General features: G+C 50.7%; 17 protein-coding genes and 1 pseudogene. 3 read left to right on the forward strand and 15 right to left on the reverse strand.

Annotated elements, in window-relative coordinates; genetic code table 11:
• Window positions 1–3: 3 nt before the first annotated feature.
• Window positions 4–480, reverse strand: a complete 477-nt coding sequence (locus ACPXV9_RS13345) for a GlxA family transcriptional regulator (RefSeq protein ID WP_423898012.1) — start codon at window positions 478–480, stop codon at window positions 4–6.
• Between the two features lie 111 nt (window positions 481–591).
• On the opposite strand from ACPXV9_RS13345, the gene ACPXV9_RS13350 reads away from it, so the two are divergent.
• Window positions 592–1380, forward strand: a complete 789-nt coding sequence (locus ACPXV9_RS13350; protein WP_423898014.1) for an NAD(P)H-dependent flavin oxidoreductase — start codon at window positions 592–594, stop codon at window positions 1378–1380.
• 82 nt (window positions 1381–1462) lie between these two features.
• Here the strand turns inward: ACPXV9_RS13350 and ACPXV9_RS13355 are convergent, their stop codons facing one another.
• The 4 genes from ACPXV9_RS13355 to uvrA all read right to left on the reverse strand — a co-directional run bounded on the left by ACPXV9_RS13355 (window position 1463) and on the right by uvrA (window position 7555).
• Complete coding sequence (locus ACPXV9_RS13355; protein WP_423897975.1) at window positions 1463–2896, reverse strand: NAD(P)(+) transhydrogenase (Re/Si-specific) subunit beta; 1434 nt, start codon at window positions 2894–2896, stop codon at window positions 1463–1465.
• 3 nt (window positions 2897–2899) lie between these two features.
• Entirely contained in the window at window positions 2900–3181 is a 282-nt protein-coding gene (locus ACPXV9_RS13360; RefSeq protein WP_423897976.1) for an NAD(P) transhydrogenase subunit alpha, read from the reverse strand.
• An 11-nt stretch (window positions 3182–3192) separates the two neighbouring features.
• A complete protein-coding gene (locus tag ACPXV9_RS13365) occupies window positions 3193–4383 on the reverse strand; it encodes a Re/Si-specific NAD(P)(+) transhydrogenase subunit alpha (protein WP_423897978.1) in 1191 nt (396 codons plus the stop codon).
• A gap of 349 nt (window positions 4384–4732) precedes the next feature.
• Entirely contained in the window at window positions 4733–7555 is a 2823-nt protein-coding gene (gene uvrA, locus ACPXV9_RS13370; RefSeq protein ID WP_423897980.1) for an excinuclease ABC subunit UvrA, read from the reverse strand.
• 128 nt (window positions 7556–7683) lie between these two features.
• On the opposite strand from uvrA, the gene ACPXV9_RS13375 reads away from it, so the two are divergent.
• Both ACPXV9_RS13375 and ACPXV9_RS13380 read left to right on the forward strand, forming a co-directional pair.
• The gene (locus ACPXV9_RS13375) at window positions 7684–9084 is read left to right on the forward strand and encodes a mannose-1-phosphate guanylyltransferase/mannose-6-phosphate isomerase (RefSeq protein WP_423897983.1); all 1401 of its coding nucleotides are present in this window, start codon (window positions 7684–7686) and stop codon (window positions 9082–9084) included.
• Between the two features lie 94 nt (window positions 9085–9178).
• Window positions 9179–11353, forward strand: coding sequence for an HD domain-containing phosphohydrolase (locus ACPXV9_RS13380; RefSeq protein ID WP_423897986.1), 2175 nt, complete (start codon window positions 9179–9181; stop codon window positions 11351–11353).
• Between the two features lie 68 nt (window positions 11354–11421).
• Here ACPXV9_RS13380 and rplQ read toward each other — a convergent pair whose 3' ends face one another.
• The 10 genes and pseudogenes from rplQ to ACPXV9_RS13430 all read right to left on the reverse strand — a co-directional run.
• Window positions 11422–11808: a 50S ribosomal protein L17 gene (gene rplQ, locus ACPXV9_RS13385; RefSeq protein ID WP_423897988.1), complete on the reverse strand. Its 387-nt coding sequence runs from the start codon at window positions 11806–11808 to the stop codon at window positions 11422–11424.
• Window positions 11809–11905: 97 nt separating this feature from the next.
• The gene (locus ACPXV9_RS13390) at window positions 11906–12895 is read right to left on the reverse strand and encodes a DNA-directed RNA polymerase subunit alpha (protein WP_423897990.1); all 990 of its coding nucleotides are present in this window, start codon (window positions 12893–12895) and stop codon (window positions 11906–11908) included.
• Between the two features lie 23 nt (window positions 12896–12918).
• Window positions 12919–13539 carry a 30S ribosomal protein S4 gene (gene rpsD, locus ACPXV9_RS13395; protein WP_423897992.1) on the reverse strand — a complete coding sequence of 207 codons (621 nt, stop codon included), beginning with the start codon at window positions 13537–13539 and terminating at the stop codon, window positions 12919–12921.
• A gap of 13 nt (window positions 13540–13552) precedes the next feature.
• Entirely contained in the window at window positions 13553–13948 is a 396-nt protein-coding gene (gene rpsK / locus ACPXV9_RS13400; protein ID WP_423897995.1) for a 30S ribosomal protein S11, read from the reverse strand.
• Between the two features lie 49 nt (window positions 13949–13997).
• Window positions 13998–14354: a 30S ribosomal protein S13 gene (gene rpsM / locus ACPXV9_RS13405; RefSeq protein ID WP_423897998.1), complete on the reverse strand. Its 357-nt coding sequence runs from the start codon at window positions 14352–14354 to the stop codon at window positions 13998–14000.
• A gap of 168 nt (window positions 14355–14522) precedes the next feature.
• The gene (rpmJ, locus tag ACPXV9_RS13410) at window positions 14523–14639 is read right to left on the reverse strand and encodes a 50S ribosomal protein L36 (RefSeq protein WP_142929828.1); all 117 of its coding nucleotides are present in this window, start codon (window positions 14637–14639) and stop codon (window positions 14523–14525) included.
• Between the two features lie 46 nt (window positions 14640–14685).
• Complete coding sequence (gene secY, locus ACPXV9_RS13415) at window positions 14686–16005, reverse strand: preprotein translocase subunit SecY (RefSeq protein ID WP_423897999.1); 1320 nt, start codon at window positions 16003–16005, stop codon at window positions 14686–14688.
• Between the two features lie 28 nt (window positions 16006–16033).
• Window positions 16034–16468, reverse strand: coding sequence for a 50S ribosomal protein L15 (gene rplO, locus ACPXV9_RS13420; protein WP_423898001.1), 435 nt, complete (start codon window positions 16466–16468; stop codon window positions 16034–16036).
• 1 nt (window position 16469) lies between these two features.
• Window positions 16470–16655, reverse strand: coding sequence for a 50S ribosomal protein L30 (rpmD, locus tag ACPXV9_RS13425; RefSeq protein ID WP_423898004.1), 186 nt, complete (start codon window positions 16653–16655; stop codon window positions 16470–16472).
• Between the two features lie 48 nt (window positions 16656–16703).
• Window positions 16704–16996, reverse strand: a pseudogene (locus ACPXV9_RS13430) (30S ribosomal protein S5); the annotation flags it as partial.

Here is a 16996-nt window from a genome sequence, read left to right on the forward strand (position 1 = left end):
ACTCTACGCCATAGTTGAGAACTGCTGACGATAAACTGAAGGCGGCAAACCGACTCGCTGTCGGAACAGACGATTAAATGCACTGACATCGGTGTAGCCCACTTCAAGAACGATATCCCCCACCGTCAGCGGGCTGTTTTCCAGTAAATTCTTGGCGTGCTCTATGCGCAGATTTTGCAGGTAGCTCAATGGCGTATCACCCACTACCTGCTTGAACCGACGAATCAGAGTGCGCTGACTAACCCCCAATTCGCGGGCCAGCAGAGTAAAATCCACCTCTTTTTGCAGATGATTTTTCAGCTTGTACTGTGCTTTCTCAATCAATGGATCATCAGTGGCAATGGCCACATTGAGCTCCTGAAACGGTGACTGATTGATTTGACGCTGATTGATCAACAGCGTCTTGGCGCTGAGATTTGCCACTTCCGGCGACACCTGTGTCTCAATCAGCCCCAGAGCAAATTGATGACAGGCCGTCATAGCGCCTGAGCAGTAAATATTACGGTCAAAGGTAACGGCTCGGGCACCATCACCGGTCTGACCCAGCGCAGCGCAGCCGATCTGGCCAACGAAATCGCCAAATGCCGCGACCTGACCGACAAACCTTTCGCGGTAAACCTGACGTTTCTGCCCACCGTCAGCAGCCCCGACTACCCGGGTTATATCGATGCGATCATCAAAGGCGGTGTAAAGGTTGTCGAGACGGCCGGTCGCAGCCCTCAACAATACATGCCGCAATTGAAAGATGCCGGCATCAAGGTAATTCACAAGTGCACGTCAGTGCGCCACGCATTGAAAGCCCAATCAATTGGCTGTGATGCGGTGTCTGTCGACGGCTTTGAATGTGGTGGCCACCCCGGTGAAGACGACATTCCGAATATGATTCTGCTACCCCGCGCGGCGGACGAACTTGATATCCCTTTCCTGGCCTCCGGCGGTATGGCCGACGCCCGCTCACTGGTGGCCGCCATGGCCATGGGAGCAGAAGGTATGAACATGGGTACCCGCTTTATCGCCACTCAGGAAGCCCCCGTGCACGACAACGTCAAGCAGGCGATCCTGCAGGCCAGCGAACTGGACACCCGCCTGGTGATGCGGCCATTGCGCAATACCGAGCGCGTCCTGACCAACGCTGCGGTAGAGAGGATCCTTGAGAAAGAACGCGAACTGGGCGACAAAATCAGCTTCGACGATATTGTCGATGAAGTGGCCGGTGTCTACCCGCGCATCATGAAAGAAGGCGACATGGATCTGGGCGCCTGGTCCTGTGGCATGGTGGCCGGCCTGATCAATGACATTCCAACCTGCAAAGAATTGATCGACCGAATCATGAGTGATGCCGAAGACATTATTCGCAATCGCCTGACTGGCACCCTCTAAAACCAAATAGCCAGACACGCATCCCGCAAATAAAAAAGCCCCGGCATTGCTGTCGGGGCTTTTTTGGACTCAAGAATCTGAGTTACGCGTCTTTCAACGCAGCTACCAGATCCAGAATCGCGCCTTTACCGTCACCGAACAGCATCAGAGTGTTGTCTTTGGCAAACAGTGGGTTAGGCAGGCCGGCAAAACCGGCAGACAGAGAACGCTTAACCACAACCACGGTCTTGGCTTTATCCACGTTCAGAATCGGCATGCCGTAAATCGGGCTGCCTTTGTCTTCACGCGCCAGCGGGTTGGTTACGTCGTTTGCACCAATCACGATAGCAACATCGGTCTGATCAAAGGTCGGGTTGATCACGTCCATTTCCTTGAGCTTGTCGTAGGAAACTTCAGCTTCAGCCATCAGTACGTTCATGTGTCCAGGCATACGACCGGCAACCGGGTGAATCGCGTATTCAACTTCAATACCCATTTCTTCCAGAGTGTCAGACAGATCGCGAACAGCGTGCTGAGCCTGAGCCATAGCCAGACCAAAGCCAGGTACGATCACAACGCGGCGAGCGGTTTCCAGCAACATACCCACTTCATCAGGGGAGCTGGATTTAACCTTGCCGGCATAAACTTCGTCAGCGTCCATGGCTTCGCCCGCTTCTGCCATTACACCGAACAGAACGTTGGTCAGAGAACGGTTCATGGCGACACACATGATCTGGGTCAGGATGATACCGGAGGCACCAACCAGAGAACCGGTGATGATCAGTGCGCTGTTGCCCATAACAAAACCGGCAGCCGCAGCAGCGATACCGGAGTAGGAGTTCAACAGGGCAATAACCACCGGCATATCAGCACCACCGATTGGCATAACCAGCAGAATACCCATCACACAGGCCGCGGCCACAATACCCCAGAACAACGTGGTATTGGTTGGGTCAACGGTCAGGTAACCGATACCAATAATGGAGGCGATCAACAGCAGTGCGTTAACCACTTTCATGCCCGGGAAGCCTTTAGGCTGACCATCGATCAGCTCTTGCAACTTGGCAAAGGCAACAAAAGAACCGGTCAGGGTAACCGCACCAATGAATACTGCAGCACCCGTAGCAATCATGGCAACCGTGCCCATGCCAGAAGATACGCCGGCCGCTTCAGCCACCTTGGCCACCAACTCACCGTTGTCACCAGGCAGAGCCTTGAAGAACTCGGCAGCAGCAATGGCCAGAGAAGCACCACCACCAAAGCCATTCAGCAGAGCAATCAGCTGAGGCATGGCAGTCATCTGGATTTTGATAGCCAGAGTTGCGCCAACAAGGGTACCGACAACTGCACCGGCAATGATCCACTCGTAACTGACGACTTCGTTGTTCAGCAGAGTAACAACAATAGCCACCAGCATACCGGTAGCAGCCAGCTGGTTGCCACGAACTGCAGTTTTAGGCTTGGACAAGCCCTTGATACCCAGAATAAACAGGGACGCCGCAACGATGTAGGCGATTTCGATCAAGTTTGCATTCATGACTTACTTCCTCTTGAACATCGCCAGCATGCGGTTGGTCACCATAAAGCCACCCACTACATTGATGGTTGCCAGAGTAACCGCGATAAAGCCCAGCACGTTAACCATGGTTTGGCTACCGCCGTGACCGGCTGCCAGAATTGCACCCACGATAGTAATACCGGAAATGGCGTTGGTACCGGACATCAGCGGAGTGTGCAGAGTCGGTGGTACCTTGGTAATCAGTTCAAAGCCCAGGAAGACAGCCAGAACAAACAGAGTCAGCTGAAGAACAGTAATATCCATCTCAAATCTCCTTATGCATCTGCCGCTTCAGCGGTCTCAGAGGGAAGTTCAGGCATACCCAGCAGATCACGCATGCGTGGCTGTGGTACATCGCCATTGAGAGAAACTACGGTTTCACGAATAATTTCGTCTTCGTAGTCCAGGTTCAGATTGCCTTCTTCATCAATCAGGTGAGCCAGCAAGTTCTCAATGTTCTTGCCGTACATCTGACTGGCGTGAGAAGCCACAGTCGATGGAACATTTTTCGGGCCAACGATTTTGACGCCGTTAACCACAACAATTTCACCCAGCTTGGTCAATTCGCAGTTACCGCCTTTCTCAGCGGCAAGATCCACGATCACAGAGCCAGGCTTCATCTTATTAACCATCTCGGCAGTCACCAGAATTGGAGACTTCTTACCGGGAACCGCAGCCGTGGTAATCACCACATCCTGCTGAGACAGTACGTCAGCCATAGCAGCCTGCTGCTTGGCGATAAAGTCAGCGGATGCTTCTTTGGCGTAACCACCGGACGTTTCGGTGTCCTCAGCTTCAATGTTCAACTCAACCGGCTTGGCACCAACAGACAGGATCTGCTCGCGAGCCGCAGGGCGCACATCGTAAGCCTCAACCACTGCACCCAGACGCTTGGCGGTCGCACAGGCCTGCAGGCCGGCAACACCAGCACCCATAATAAAGGCGCGAGCAGGACTCAGAGTACCAGCAGCAGTCATGTTCATCGGGAACATGGAAGGCAACTCGCTGGCAGCGATCAGCACAGCTTTGTAGCCGGCGATCATGGCATTGGATGACAGCACGTCCATGGACTGGGCGCGGGTAATACGAGGAATCAGTTCCATCGCAACACCAGTCACCTGCTTGTCAGCCAAGGTCTTGGCAAATTCGGGATTGGCCAGCGGGTCCATCATACCCACCAGAACCTGACCGCTCTTGATGCTGTTGAGATCTTCAGCACCTGTGTCCTCGTTCAAACCCGGGGTTTGTACCTGAACAACAATTTCGGCCTTTTCAAATACTTCGGCACGAGACACTACGCTAGCGCCCGCTTCAGTGTAGGCAGCATCCGCGTGTCCTGCGGCGTCACCAGCACCAGTTTCAATAATTACGTCGCGGCCCAATTTGACCAGCGCTGCAACATTTTGAGGAATCAAGCCAACGCGGTTCTCGCCCGGGCAAGTTTCCTTAGGGATTCCAATGATCACGTCATTCCCTCCTCTTTGGATAAAAGACCCCTTGATCGCTCTTGAATGGCTATCTTTGGGGGGAGTTATGGCAGACAGCGGCGTCTTTTGAACGCCACGTTTAGCTGTCCGTTACCACGACTTTTGCCTTTTAAACCAACAGCTGAAGGTTAAAAGGACGACCCGGCAAGGTTCTCCAAAAATCGCGAGGGTGCAACTGTATAGGAAATGAACATAAAAAATTAATAGTTAAAACTTATACTTTTAATAAATGAAAGTTATGTCTAAAGCCCGTCAAGACATAAAAAATCACGCCAACGGGCAAAAAACGACAACCTTCAGTTCAAACCGGCTTTTCAGGCCATTCGGGCTATTTGAGCATTGACTTAAGGAAGCGCCCCGTGTGCGACTGCGGCAGCTTTGCCACCGTCTCGGGGGTTCCGGAGGCAATGATCTGACCACCACCACTGCCCCCTTCGGGCCCCAGATCCACCAACCAGTCGGCGGTTTTAATAACATCCAGATTGTGCTCAATCACCACCACGGTATTGCCGTGATCACGCAATCGATGCAGTACCTGCAACAGCTGCTTGATATCATGGAAGTGCAATCCCGTGGTTGGCTCATCGAGTATGTACAGGGTTTTACCGGTATCGCGCTTGGACAACTCTTTGGCCAGCTTCACTCGCTGGGCTTCACCGCCCGACAGGGTCGTCGCGGCCTGCCCCAGACGTATATAAGAAAGACCAACATCCATCAGAGTTTGCAATTTTTTGGCAATGGACGGAATGGCATCAAAGAACTCACGGGCATCTTCAACCGTCATATCCAGCGCTTCGTGAATATTTTTGCCCTTGTATTTGATCTCCAGCGTTTCGCGGTTATAGCGCTTGCCCTTACAGACATCGCAAGGCACATAGACGTCGGGCAGAAAATGCATCTCTACTTTGACCACACCATCGCCCTGACAGGCCTCACAGCGCCCGCCTTTGACGTTGAAACTGAAACGTCCGGGTTTATAGCCCCGCGAGCGGGACTCCTGGGTGCCTGCAAACAACTCACGAATCGGAGTAAAAATGCCGGTGTAGGTGGCTGGATTAGAGCGAGGAGTGCGACCAATGGGGCTCTGATCAATATCGACACACTTATCAAAATGATCCATACCCTCCACCGCTTTATGAGGGGCCGCCTTTAACGTGGTGGCACCATTCAGCGCCGTCGCCGCCAGAGGATAAAGCGTGGCATTGATCAGGGTAGATTTACCGGAACCCGAAACACCTGTGACACAGGTCATCAAACCTACCGGAATCTCCAGAGTGACATCCTGCAGATTGTTTCCCGATGCCCCCTTTAACACCAATTGCTTGTCCGGGTATGGCGTCCGCGCCGAGGGGATTTCGATCGCCTCGACACCGGACAGGTATTTACCGGTGAGAGAATTCTGATTGCCCATAATGGCTTTAACGTCACCCTGAGCGACGACTTCACCTCCGTGGACACCCGCCCCAGGGCCAATATCCACCACGTGATCGGCCAGACGAATGGCATCCTCATCGTGCTCTACGACAATCACGGTATTACCCAGATCGCGCAAATGGGTCAGGGTCTTGAGTAGGCGATCATTGTCTCGCTGGTGCAATCCGATGGAAGGCTCATCGAGAATGTACATAACCCCCACCAGACCTGCACCAATCTGGCTGGCCAGTCGAATGCGTTGCGCCTCACCACCCGACAGGGTTTCCGCACTGCGATCAAGGGTCAGATAATTCAGCCCCACATCCACCAGAAATTTAAAACGGTCACGCAGCTCTTTCAGGATCTTTTCGGCAATCTCAGCGCGCCCGCCTTCAAACGCCAGCGCCGTGAAGTAATCAAAGGCCTCTCCTACTGGCAAGGCCGTCAACTCGGGCAGAGTTCGATCATCCACAAAGACGTTGCGGGCATCACGGCGCAAACGCGAGCCGTCACATTCCGGGCAATTCTGGCTCGATACATATTTCGCCAACTCCTCCCTCACACTCTGGGATTCAGTCTCCTTGTAGCGGCGATTCATATTGGGAATCACCCCCTCAAAGGTGTGATTGCGCTGGTGCACATCACCGCGATCGTTGGTGTAACTGAAATTAATCACTTCGTTGCCGGAGCCATAGAGAATGGCTTTGCGGTGCTTGGCCGCCAACTCCTGCCAGGGTGTATCGATGGAAAAACCGTAGTGCTCCGCCAGAGACGTCAATAAATGAAAGTAGTAAAAATTGCGTCTATCCCATCCCCTGATGGCCCCCTCTGCCAGTGAGGCCTCAGCAAATTGCACCACCTTGTCTTCATCAAAAAACTGGCTGACACCCAAACCGTCACAACTGGGACAGGCACCGGCAGGATTGTTAAAAGAGAACAAGCGCGGCTCAAGCTCGGACAGTGAATAATCACATACCGGGCATGCGTGTTTGGCAGAGAACAGCCTGTCTTCACCCGCGCCTTCCTCCATATAACTAATGGAAGCCAGCCCGCCACTTAATTCAATTGCCGTTTCAAACGACTCAGCCAGACGTATCTGCAGATCATCACGCACTTTAAAGCGGTCAACGACCACTTCGATGGTGTGCTTCTTCTTTTTATCCAGCTCGGGCACATCGTCCAGATCCACCACCAGACCATCAATACGGGCCCGAACAAAACCATCGCGGCGCAGCTGCTCAAAAGTGTGTAAGTGCTCGCCTTTACGATCCCGCACAATCGGTGACAACAACATGATTTTACTGCCCTCGGGCAGGGCCAGTACCTGATCCACCATTTCACTCACGGTTTGTGCCGCCAGCGGCTCACCGTGAATCGGACAACGAGGCTCCCCTACCCGGGCAAACAACAAACGCAGGTAATCGTAAATTTCAGTAATAGTGCCCACTGTGGAGCGAGGATTGTGGGATGTGGACTTCTGTTCAATGGAGATGGCGGGACTCAAGCCCTCCACATGATCCACATCCGGCTTTTCCATCATCGACAGAAACTGGCGAGCATAGGTAGAAAGTGACTCTACATAGCGACGCTGACCCTCGGCATACAAGGTATCAAAAGCCAGTGAGGACTTACCGGACCCGGACAAACCGGTAATCACAATCAGCTTGTCGCGAGGAAGATCGATATCAATGTTCTTCAGGTTATGAGTGCGTGCGCCACGCACATAGATGGTATCCACAGTCCAGTTCCACTTATCAGGGCAAACGGCAAATTATAAAGCTTTTTGGCTATCACACTCCAGGTCTTGAACCCAAACCGGCTTGCAGTGTAGTGTCGCTGCTTTACAGACTGATAAAGACCCGAAATATGTTGCCCGTTATTATGGCCGGGGGCAGCGGCTCGCGACTCTGGCCCCTGTCCCGCTCCCACTATCCAAAACAGTTTTTACCCCTGATCAGCGAGCAGACCATGCTGCAGGAAACCGCCAGCCGTTTGCTAGACTCGGAATTTCAACCACCACTGATTATCTGTGGCGAAGAACACCGGTTTACCGTAGCCGAGCAAATGCGCGCGTCAGCACTGGATCACTCGGGCATTATTCTGGAGCCGGCTGGCCGCAACACCGCCCCGGCCATTGCTTTGGCGGCCTTACAGGCGAGCCAGAATGATCCCGATGCACTGCTTCTGGTATTGGCGGCGGATCATGCCATTCAAAACACCGACGCATTTATTGCCGCCGTTCACCAGGCCACACCTTTGGCACAACAGGGCAAACTGGTCACCTTCGGCATCATTCCCGATCACGCCAACACTGGCTATGGCTATATACGCTCAGGCGCTGTTATCGGTGACGGCTTTGCTGTCGCCGAGTTTGTGGAGAAACCGGATCAAGAAACGGCCCAGAGCTATCTCGACAGCGGTGACTATTCATGGAACAGCGGTATTTTTCTGTTACCGGCAAAACGCTATCTCGAGGAACTGCAGCAACACGCCCCTAAGATACTCAAGCACTGCCAGATGGCCATGAATCAAAGTCAGGTTGACAGCGACTTTATTCGACCCGATAGCAATGCCTTTTTACTGTGCCCGGAAGATTCGATTGATTATGCCGTTATGGAAAAAACCCAGGACGCGGCGGTTATCCCCATGGATTGTGGCTGGAGCGATGTCGGCTCCTGGACGGCACTTTGGGACATCTCCCCCAAAGATGATCAGGGCAATATTTTAAAAGGCGACACCATCGCCATTGATACGCACAACTGCTTTGTCCAGTCCGATTCCAAATTGGTGACCAGTATCGGTGTGGAAAACCTAATTATTGTCGAGAGCGACGACGCCATTATGGTCGCGCATCAAAATCAGGTGCAAAAAGTCAAAGAAGTGGTCGCGAAACTGAAACACGCCAAACGCAACGAGGCCCACTTTCATCGCAAGGTGTATCGTCCGTGGGGCTATTACGACTCCATCGATCAAGGCCACCGATTTCAGGTAAAGCGAATCGTAGTCAAACCGGGTGCACAACTGAGCCTGCAAATGCATCATCATCGCGCGGAACACTGGATTGTGGTGAAGGGTACAGCAGAAGTGACCAAAGGCGACCAGACCTTTTTGGTGACTGAGAACGAATCGACCTATATCCCCCTGGGCATCAAACATCGACTGAAGAACCCCGGCTCCATTCCTCTGGAAATTGTCGAGGTCCAATCGGGCAGCTACCTTGGCGAAGACGACATTCAGCGCTTTGATGATCACTATGGCCGGGATTAATCTGGCCGTGAAGAGCGGCCAAATAACTTCTACACTTCTGCTATAGCCCAACACAGTAGAAACTGGCATTCAGCCAAATCACAGGACTTTTGCTTTGAGCCCCACAGATAGTAGCTCCCTGACTAACGAGACCCTGCGCTTTATTCTCGCCACCGCACAGGATATTGCTCATGAACACGACGTTGAGGGTTTATGTAAAGTCCTGCTTGACGCAGCACTTGAGCTGACCAACGCAGAAGGCGGCACCCTTTATCTGTCACAGACGAACGGTTCGCAACAACACCTGAAACACTCACTGTTCATCAACCACAAACTCAACATCAGCACCAACGCCTTTGCCAGTGAAAGCGATATTCCACATATCCCGCTTTATGACAACGGCATCCCAGATTCAACCAACGCCTCCAGCTACAGTTATCACAACAATTGCACAGTCAACATTCCAGATATTTATCGCTATTCCGAACAGGATTTTACTGGCACCTATTTATTCGACCGTGACCATAACTACACCACCGAATCTATCCTCTGTATCCCGATTAGCCACCACAAGCACGATGGTGTATTGGGTGTTTTTCAGCTTATCAATGCCCGTGATGAACAGAATCAACTGACGAGCTTTTCATCTACAGATGAAATCGCCATGAGTATATTTGCCGACTTTGCCGCCTCGGCACTGGACCGGCAAATTCTTATCGACCAACAGAGGAATCTTTTAGTCGAGCTTTCTGCTGAGCCCAACACTCAGGCGTTAATCGAGCGAATTTTGCGTGAAGCCAAACATTTCGCCAACGCCGACGCAGGAACCTTGTATCTGGTTAAAGGCCAAGACCAAAGTAAAACCCTGAGCTTCGAATTTCTAATCAATGACAGCTTAAATCTGGATTCCAGCAAGCGACCTGAAATTCTGCCGGACAATCAGGTTTCATTGTTTACCCGCGATGGCGAGCCAAATCTCAATAACGTCGCCAGCGCCAGCGTTCATTTAAAGCAGACCATTGTCATAGAAGACGCATACCGAGATAAAAACTACGATTTCAGCGGCACCAAAAGTTTCGATCAACAGTTTGATTATCGCTCTCAGTCTTTTCTGGTAGAACCATTACTCAATCACGACGGCGATGTTATTGGCGTTCTACAGCTGATTAACGCCAAAACGACTCAAGACGGAATAACGACGGGCTTTTCAGACAGATCCATTCAATTGATTACAGCTCTGGCCAATTATGCAGCCATAGGCCTCAATAATCAGTTGCTGGTAAAAGACCTGAAAGAGTTACTGGATGCCTTTATCAGATGCATCGCCAAAGCAATCGACGCCAAATCACCACATACATCCGCCCACTGTCAGCGCATTCCGCTGCTGACGGAAATGATCGCTCAAGCCGCCTGTGAGGATACTGGCACCTTCCGGGACTTTCATCTCAATGAAGATGACTGGTACGAACTCAGCGTGGCGTCCTGGCTACACGACTGCGGCAAACTCGCCACACCTGACAGCGTATTGGACAAATCCACCAAGCTTCACCTAATGAGTGATCGCATTGAACTTATTAAAGCCAGGTTTTCCAGCAAAAGAGCGCAACTCGAAAGAGATCACTACAAGCAGCTACTTAACAACCCGGAATTTACAGATGACCTCAAGATCAAGCTCGATAATTCCTTGAGTCAACTGGATGAAGACCTGGCTTTTTTAGTGACTTGCAACAAGGGCGGCGAGTACATGGCCCCTGAAAAGCAAGACCGCATCAAGCAGTTGGCAACCCAGAGCTGGATCGATGCGAATGGCAATCCACAGCCGCTACTGGATGATGATGAAGTGTACAACCTATGCATTGCCAAGGGCACGCTGACAAACGAAGAGCGACAGATCATCAATGATCATATGGTGGTCACGGTAGACATGCTGGAATCACTGCCTTTTCCCGAAAAGTTAAAGCGTGTACCTGAGTATGCCTGCGGTCATCATGAACGCATGGATGGCACAGGCTTTCCTAAAGGCCTCACACGGGAACAGTTATCCATACCTGCGCGAATGATGGCCATTGCCGATGTATTTGAAGCTTTAACGGCAAGTGAGCGGCCTTACAAAGACCCTATGAAAATCGGAACCGCTCTCAAAATTATGAATAATATGGTGGCCGATCAGCATCTCGACCCTGACATATTTAAATTATTTGTCGAAAAAGAAGTCTGGAAACGCTATGCCATTCTCGAGCTAAAACCAGAACAAATGGACATCAACCAACCCCCTGAGTTTTCACACTAAGACGCAAAATTTCAGGCATAAAAAAACCGGCTAATAGCCGGTTTTTTTATGCCTGAGTGAAAAAGATATCAATCTTCTTCAACTGCCTCAGCCGCAACTGGACGATCAACCAGTTCAACATAAGCCATTGGCGCTTTGTCACCTGCGCGGTAACCACATTTCAGAATGCGGATATAACCACCAGGACGAGCTTGGTAACGAGGACCCAACTCTTGGAACAATTTGCCTACAGCAGCTTTGTTGCCCAAACGACTGAAAGCCAGACGACGGTTAGCAACACTGTCGTTTTTGGACAGGGTAATCAAAGGTTCTGCAACGGTGCGCAGTTCTTTGGCTTTGGCCAGTGTAGTTTTGATCAACTCGTGCTCAACCAGAGAGATAGTCATGTTCTTAAACATGGCTTTACGGTGAGAACTGTTGCGATTCAGCTGACGGCCACTATGACGATGACGCATAACTCTAAATCCTTTCTTTTCGATTGCTGAAGATAAGCTTCAGTAATCTTTAAAATACCAGCCGCGCTAAACGTGCCAACGCGGCCATCTCAATCAATTAATCGTCGCTTTTCAGACTGGCTGGAGGCCAGTTTTCCAAGCGCATACCAAGTGACAAACCGCGAGAAGCCAGAATGTCTTTAATCTCGGTAAGAGACTTTTTACCCAGGTTCGGAGTCTTGAGAAGCTCGACTTCGGTACGCTGAATAAGGTCACCAATGTAGTAGATGTTTTCTGCTTTCAGACAGTTAGCGGAACGTACAGTCAGCTCCAGATCATCGACCGGACGCAGCAGAACAGGATCAACCTCTTCTTCTTTCTGCTCAGGCTCAGCCTGGCTTTCGCTTTCCAGATCAACAAACACTGCCAGTTGCTGCTGCAGGATGGTAGCCGCACGACGGATAGCTTCTTCTGGATCGATGGTACCGTTGGTTTCCAGATCCAAAACCAGCTTGTCCAAGTCAGTGCGCTGCTCCACACGAGCACTTTCAACACTGTAAGCCAGACGCTGTACAGGGCTGTAAGTGGCGTCCAGCTGCAGACGGCCAATTGCACGAGTTTCATCATCGTCGCTACGACGGGCATCAGCTGGCTGATAACCGCGACCGCGAGCAACGGTCAACTTCATGTTCAGATCAATATCACCGGTTACATTGGCAATAACATGCTCAGGGTTCATGATCTCAACTTCGTGATCTACCTGAATATCACCAGCGGTAACAACACCGGGGCCTTTCTTGCTGACGGACAGAACAGCGCTGTCTTTGCCATGCATGACGATAGCAACACCCTTCAGGTTCAGCAGGATCTCGATAACATCTTCCTGCACACCTTCAATGGCACTGTACTCATGCAGTACACCATCAATCTCAACTTCTGTAATCGCGCAACCAGGCATAGAAGACAGAAGGATGCGACGCAGCGCGTTACCCAGAGTATGACCAAAGCCACGCTCGAGCGGCTCTAAAACCACTTTTGCACGGGTAGAATCAATCTCGGTAACGTCGATATGACGCGGGGTCAAAAACTCGTTTACAGCACTCTGCATACTCACACCTTTAGTGATTTACCTTACTTAGAGTAAAGTTCTACGATGAGGTTTTCGTTAATTTCTGCTGGCAGATCCGCACGATCAGGAACACGCTTAAAGGTGCCCTCTTTCTTATCGGCGTTTACATCTACCCACTCAACTTCAGCGCGATTACCGGCCAGAGTCAGAGCTTGCTGAATGCGCAGCTGATTTTTAGACTTCTCACGAACAGCGACAACATCACCTACTTTCACCTGGAAAGAAGGAATGTTAACTACCTGACCATTAACAGTAATGGATTTGTGAGAAACCAGCTGACGACTTTCCGCGCGAGTAGAGCCAAAGCCCATGCGATATACTACGTTATCCAAACGACGCTCCAGCAGTTGCAGCAGGTTTTCACCGGTTGCACCTTTCAGACGAGCCGCTTCTTTGTAGTAGCTGCGGAATTGCTTTTCCAGTACGCCGTAGGTACGACGAACTTTTTGTTTTTCACGAAGCTGAACACCGTAGTCAGACAGACGACCTCGACGGACACCGTGCTGACCAGGAGCGTTTTCAGCTTTACATTTTGAGTCCAGAGGACGTACACCGCTCTTCAGGAACAGGTCAGTTCCTTCACGACGAGACAGCTTACAAGTTGGTCCAATATAACGTGCCATTTTCTAAGCCCCCTTATACACGACGTTTCTTCGGCGGACGACAGCCGTTATGAGGAATCGGCGTGACGTCAGTGATGTTGGTAATCTTATAACCAACATTGTTCAGAGCGCGAACAGCAGACTCACGACCTGGGCCAGGACCTTTAACTTCAACGTCCAGGTTCTTCAGACCATATTCTTTAGCTGCTTCACCAGCGCGCTCAGCTGCAACCTGCGCCGCGAACGGGGTGCTTTTACGGGAACCACGGAAGCCGGAGCCACCTGCAGTTGCCCAGCTCAGGGTGTTACCCTGACGATCAGTGATCGTTACGATCGTATTATTGAAAGAAGCGTGGATGTGGGCAACGCCATCTACCACAGTCTTTTTAACTTTCTTACGACCAGTTGATTTATTACCTGGCTTGGCCATAGCAATTCTTCCTAACTTATATCGTTACAAAGTAATAAGAAATAAATTCTTACTTCTTAATTGGTTTACGAGGTCCCTTGCGGGTACGAGCATTGGTCTTGCTGCGCTGACCGCGAACGGGCAGACTGCGGCGGTGACGCAAACCACGGTAGCAACCGAGATCCATCAGACGCTTAATACTCATTGACACTTCACGACGAAGATCACCTTCAACGGTGAATTTCGCCACTTCGCCACGAAGTGCATCAATCTGCTCCTCGCTCAGATCACCAATTTTGGCATTCTCAGCGACATTTGTAGCAGCACAGATTTGCTTCGCACTGGTTGGACCGATTCCGTAAACATAAGTCAGGGAAATAACGGCGTGTTTGTTATCTGGTATGTTGACACCAGCAATACGGGCCATCTACTTTACTCCACGTATATCTATATATTGCAGCGTTGACAGCACCTGCAGCCACCCTCGCCAAATTAAGGCGCGAAAGGATAGCTACAAAGGCACTAAATAGCAATAGCGCGGCGATTTCTCACCGCGCGACAGTCAACGCCCCCATGCAACAGTGTGACCTGTTGCTTAGCCTTGACGCTGCTTGTGACGAGGCTCGGCGCTGCAGATTACTCGCAGAACACCTTTACGACGTACAACTTTGCAGTTTCGGCAAATCTTCTTAACTGAAGCACGAACTTTCATGTTTCAAATCACCTACTAAATCAGCGGCCGCAAATCATACAGGAAATTACCTGCTAGATCCATAGCCTTTGAGGTTTGCTTTCTTCATTAGTGAATCATACTGATGAGACATCAGATGTGACTGCACTTGGGACATAAAGTCCATTACCACTACCACAACAATCAGTAGTGAGGTGCCACCCAGATAGAAAGGTACGTTAGTAGCTACTACCAGGAACTGTGGCAACAAACAGACCGCCGCGATATAGATAGCGCCAACCACAGTCAAACGGGTCAAAACATTATCGATATATTTAGCAGTCTGCTCACCGGGGCGAATACCAGGGATATACGCACCGGATTTTTTCAGATTGTCAGCAACTTCTTTCGGATTGAACATCAACGCTGTATAGAAGAAACAGAAGAAGATGATCAGAGCTGCAAACAAAATAAAGTTCAGAGGCTGACCCGGGCCGATCGCCAGTGCCAACTCCTGCAAAAACTCACTGCCGGCACCTTCGCCACCCTGGCCGAACCACTGTGCGATCGACGCTGGGAACAACAGGATACTTGAAGCAAAAATTGCCGGGATAACACCTGCCATATTAACCTTCAATGGCAAGTGACTGCTCTGCGCGGCAAACACCTTACGGCCTTGCTGACGTTTCGCATAATTAACGGTAATCCGGCGCTGACCACGTTCCATGCGCACCACAAACCAAATAATGGCAACGGCCAGAATAGTCACACCCAGTAATACCAAGATGTGCAAATCACCTTGTCGAGCACTTTCAAACGCTTGACCAACAGCACTAGGCAAGCCCGCGACAATACCCGCAAAGATCAGCATTGAAATACCGTTGCCGATACCACGCTCGGTAATTTGCTCGCCCAACCACATCATAAATACAGCGCCGGCAACCAGCGAGGTAACCGCAATGAAGTAGAAGCTAAAGCCGGTCATGTAAGCCTGGCCAGAAAAACCAACCGACATACCAATGCCCTGAACCAAAGCCAGAACCACCGTTAAATAACGGGTATATTGGTTAATCTTCCGTCGACCAGCGTCACCTTCTTTCTTCAGCTGCTCAAGGCTTGGCGTCACAGCAGACATCAACTGCATGATAATCGAGGCAGAAATATAGGGCATAATACCCAACGCCAGAATACTCATGCGTTCCAAAGCGCCACCTGAAAACATATTAAACAAACCAAGGATGGTTCCCTGATTTGCATTAAACAGGTTTGCGATCTGATCAGGATCTATACCAGGTACTGGAATATGGGTACCAACACGATAGACAATAATGGCCAGAAAAAGAAAACGAAGGCGAGCCCAAAGCTCGCCTAATCCTTTCTGGTTTGCTAATGGCATATTAGTTGCCATTGCCACCTCACCTTTTTTAACTAATGAATTAGTCTTCTACTTTACCGCCAGCAGCTTCGATGGCTGCTTTAGCGCCCTTGGTTACAGCCAAACCTTTAACAGTAACAGCCTTCTTCACTTCACCAGACAAGAAGATCTTGGCTCGCTTCATGTTGTTGCTGATTACATCGGCTTGCTTCAAGGTTTCCAGATCTACAACTTCACCTTCAATCAGGTTCAGCTCGGAAGTACGTACTTCAGCAGTTACACGACCAATACGGGAAGTGAAACCAAACTTCGGCAAGCGCTTCTGCAAAGGCATTTGACCGCCTTCAAAACCCGGCTTAACAGAACCGCCTGAACGGGACTTCAAACCTTTGTGACCACGACCAGCAGTTTTACCAACACCACTACCGATACCGCGACCAACGCGCTTTTTGCTGTGAGTACGGCCCGGAGCGGGACTCAGCGTATTCAGACGCATCTTATTCACCCTCTACCTTAACCAGATAATTAACTTTGTTGATCATGCCGCGAACAGAAGGAGTATCTTCAACTTCAACGGTGTGACCAATGCGACGCAGGCCCAGGCCGGCAACGCAGGCTTTGTGATTCTTCAGGCGGCCAGCAACGCTTTTCACCTGAGTCACTTTAATCATTTTCTTAGCCATGGTTCTATTCCAACTATGGTTCTAATTAAACTAACCAGCCGAAGCTGATTAGTTTGTGATTTCTTCTACGCTCTTACCGCGACGCGCTGCTACAGACTCTGGAGAAGCCATTTCTTTCAGAGCTTGGAAGGTAGCACGTACGATGTTCACAGGGGTAGTAGAACCGTAACACTTAGCCAGTACGTTCTGTACACCAGCCAGTTCCAGTACGGAGCGCATGGCACCGCCGGCAATTACACCAGTACCCTGAGATGCAGGCTGCATGTAAACCTTGGAACCACCGTGACGACCCTTGGTTGGGTACTGAATGGTATCACCGTTCAACTCAACCTGGATCATGT

It is taken from the genome of Candidatus Pelagadaptatus aseana, from assembly GCF_040362265.1.
Classification (GTDB): domain Bacteria; phylum Pseudomonadota; class Gammaproteobacteria; order Pseudomonadales; family Cellvibrionaceae; genus Pelagadaptatus; species Pelagadaptatus aseana.